The following is a 3,204-nucleotide window of genomic DNA, read 5'->3' on the forward strand; positions in this document are numbered from 1 at the left end:
GTTTCCCGTCAAGGCACACTTTGTTTTTCGCCTTGACTAGAAAACCTTTGTTTTTATTGTTTGGTTATTAACCCCGCAAAAGAGAAAGTAATTATCTGTTTTTTTGCACTTTACTTTACAATTGGAGGAAATATTTGTTTTAAATTTTACTTTCATATTTATTTCACCATACAGCCTTTTCTAATTGACAGAAAAAGAAGATAAAAAAGGTAGTGAATGGCATTGCCATTCACCACCAATATGTCTTCATCAATACGATTTGACGAAGAGTCAATATATAAAAATACACATATCTTATTTTACTTTCCGATATGTCATTCCCGTGTCATCTTTTATTCCTGCATCTTTATCAACAGTAAACAAGAAGATATCTTCGGATGGTTCATAATGCTTATGCTTGTTTTTATCTTTGTCCCTATCCCATTCCATGCGGACACGCCATGATGTTCTTGTGTTATTGGGTACTTCTATTGTTGGATTGTAAAAGACAATATATGTTTTTCCATACATTGAATTGTATCCTGGAACCCCTTGTTCGTATCCTCTTATACATACATTTTCTTTTAAAAAGGTTTTATCTGTTAATTCCTTTTGATAAAAATCTGGAATTTCAGCTCCTTCTTTTCCTAAAAACAGCAAACCATATTTTGAACCCAAATATTTAGTCATCTTATCTAAATTTTCTGTTTTTTGAAAATCAATACTTACAATCATACGATTCGATTCAAAGAAAATTTTTCTAATAAATGTCTCTTTGGATGCACTATCAAATTGTCCATTTGAAAAAGTATCTAATGTCACTGTTTGATCAACTGGTTTATTGGCACAGGACTGAAAAATAACTAGCCCTAAGCAAATGCATACAAAGAAATAAAATTTTTTTATCATATTCATACCCTCTTGATATATTATTTAGCCATATTATTTCAAATACTACCCTCCTTTTTTTCTTTCTACTCCCTTATTAGAAATACATATACTAGCTTATTTTTTTATAGCCTTAATGAAAAATACTGGCGCAATATCGGTACGATATTGTTTTTCTTGTTCATCAAGTATTCTATCTAAATAATTCTCTTCAATTTTTGTGACTGTAAAGCCTATGTTTTCCAAACATGTTTTATCCCACTCTGGTCTTCTTTTATCACTTAAATACAAGGCATTCATCATATCAAAATCCTCTGGGTCTGTTGTCTTATCACCATAATTGTGTGCAATAAGATTATACTTTTCTTGTAACTCTTTTGCCTTTTCGTCAAAGCGTTTTTTGGCATCTTCATGAAAATGATGACTATACCAAGACCCATCAAAAATCAATAATTGTCCATTTGGTTTTAACAAACGATACCATTCACGGTAAGCCTTTTCAGGATTTGGTACTGTCCATACTAAATTTCGACAAATTAACACATCAAAACTAGCCTCTTGAAAATCAGTTTCTTGGCAATCTTGTTTGATAATAGTAGCATCAATACCTAGTTTTTTTAAATTTTCCTTGGCTACTTTTATCATTTCGTCTGACAAATCAATTCCTGTTACTTTTCTCGTATCGCTAGTTAAAATAGCAGGAAAAAATCCAGGTCCTGTTCCAATATCCAAAATATTTAAAGAAACAGTATTATCTATTTCATCAAAAATAAAGTGTTGCCACTTCTCTACTTTATTACTTTGTAAATCTGACCGAATGAGTTGACTATACCCCTGTGCATGCTTATTCCAAAATGATTGAATCATATCTTTTCCCTCCATACATTCTTTAACTGTTTTTATGGAAAGTGCTGTTTTCTATGTCATATATAATTTTTCAAACTCTGCCTCTAATGATTGATGCAACACATAACATTTATGAATAGCAATAAAATGCTTTTGAAAACATGAAATATAGTCAGCTAACTCTCCTTTTACAATTATTTTGTATGAATTTTCTTCAAAAGGCAAGCCATACATATTTAAAAATTGTTTTGCTTTCACCACATCATCTACTTCATACAATATCTATCTTAATCAAATACTACAATATTGACATAGTATAACTGCTTATTTTTCAAAATAAATCTCCAACACATAAAACCATCAAATTCATTACGATTTTAATTGATGTAATGTTATCATTTACCAAACAATATATTTCGTCACATCATTTGACAACACCCCTTTCTATCATTCAGCACACACAATAAATAACTATACTAACTACAAAAAATATTACTACTTATCAAATATTTACTCTTTTTCTCCCATAACTTATTCATTGACAAATAGCCTTATATGCAATCTTTTCTGCACTAAATTTTTAAAAATCACTTATCTACTATGCTTTTATTATATTCTATAACATTAGAAAGTCAATATAAAACCATTAGAAAACAAATGTGTAAAAATGAATAAACAATAAAAAAATTCTACTTTTAAATAAAAAATATTATCTTATGTTTATCATACAACACCATTCCCAATGGCAGAAAAAGAATGTGAAAAAGGTAGTGAATGGTTAATGCCATTCACTACCAACATACTCACTATTTCTCTCCACCAACACCATTTGAAAAGAAACTATAAAATACACTTTTTTCACTCATAGGCATATCTATTCGACAATTCAGGTTTGACATAGACCGTTATTTCACCCAGAAGCAAAAACCCTCGTAAGAAAATCTTACGAGAGTTTTTTTGTGGCTGTATAATTTTTAGGGTTGATGGCATAAGCCAGCAACCCTAATTTTATGTAGACAAAAAGGCAATTTTCTCTTAAATTAAAAGTACGACCAAATAATAAGGAGAAATTGCCTATGTCTAATATAACAGAAATCTTACTACAATTAAAGGATAAAAACATCACATTTGATCATGAAAACATATCAGAGTGTGACATTCGACATAAAAAATCATTGGTCTTATACGGTAAATTAACCTATACACCAGATTGTTGCCCAAATTGTCACGCAACCAATGGCATTGTAAAAAATGGGACACGTCAATCGCAACTGTCTTTATGCCAAATTTCAGGACTAAACGCCTATTTATCACTCACTAAACAACGTTTTTATTGTAAATCCTGTCAATCATCATTTACAGCGGAAACACCTATTGTGGATAAGCATTGTTTTATCACAAACCGTTTAAAACAAAAGATAATGGATACTTTAACAGAAACCATTTCAGAAACCTACATCGCTAAACAACACAATGTATCTGTACATACGG

4 protein-coding genes are annotated in these 3,204 nt (G+C 30.4%); 1 reads left to right on the forward strand and 3 read right to left on the reverse strand.

Annotated elements, in window-relative coordinates:
* Positions 1–294: 294 nt before the first annotated feature.
* From GMA06_RS08195 to GMA06_RS08205, 3 genes are all read right to left on the reverse strand, one after another.
* Positions 295–888: a hypothetical protein gene (locus GMA06_RS08195; RefSeq protein WP_163545276.1), complete on the reverse strand. Its 594-nt coding sequence runs from the start codon at positions 886–888 to the stop codon at positions 295–297.
* Between the two features lie 96 nt (positions 889–984).
* A complete protein-coding gene (locus GMA06_RS08200; RefSeq protein WP_163562280.1) occupies positions 985–1,734 on the reverse strand; it encodes a class I SAM-dependent methyltransferase in 750 nt (249 codons plus the stop codon).
* A 51-nt stretch (positions 1,735–1,785) separates the two neighbouring features.
* Positions 1,786–1,992, reverse strand: coding sequence for a hypothetical protein (locus GMA06_RS08205; protein WP_163562281.1), 207 nt, complete (start codon positions 1,990–1,992; stop codon positions 1,786–1,788).
* A gap of 797 nt (positions 1,993–2,789) precedes the next feature.
* On the opposite strand from GMA06_RS08205, the gene GMA06_RS08210 reads away from it, so the two are divergent.
* Positions 2,790–3,204: helix-turn-helix domain-containing protein (locus GMA06_RS08210; RefSeq protein ID WP_163562282.1), on the forward strand; the 415-nt coding region annotated here is incomplete at its 3' end.

It is taken from the genome of Granulicatella sp. zg-84 (assembly GCF_010892375.1).
Classification (GTDB): domain Bacteria; phylum Bacillota; class Bacilli; order Lactobacillales; family Aerococcaceae; genus WM01.

Coding starts and splice junctions, on each gene's coding strand:
- GMA06_RS08195 (WP_163545276.1), bottom strand. CDS start 888: ATGATAAAAAAATTTTATTTCTTTGTATGCATTTGCTTAGGGCTAGTT.
- GMA06_RS08200 (WP_163562280.1), bottom strand. CDS start 1,734: ATGATTCAATCATTTTGGAATAAGCATGCACAGGGGTATAGTCAACTC.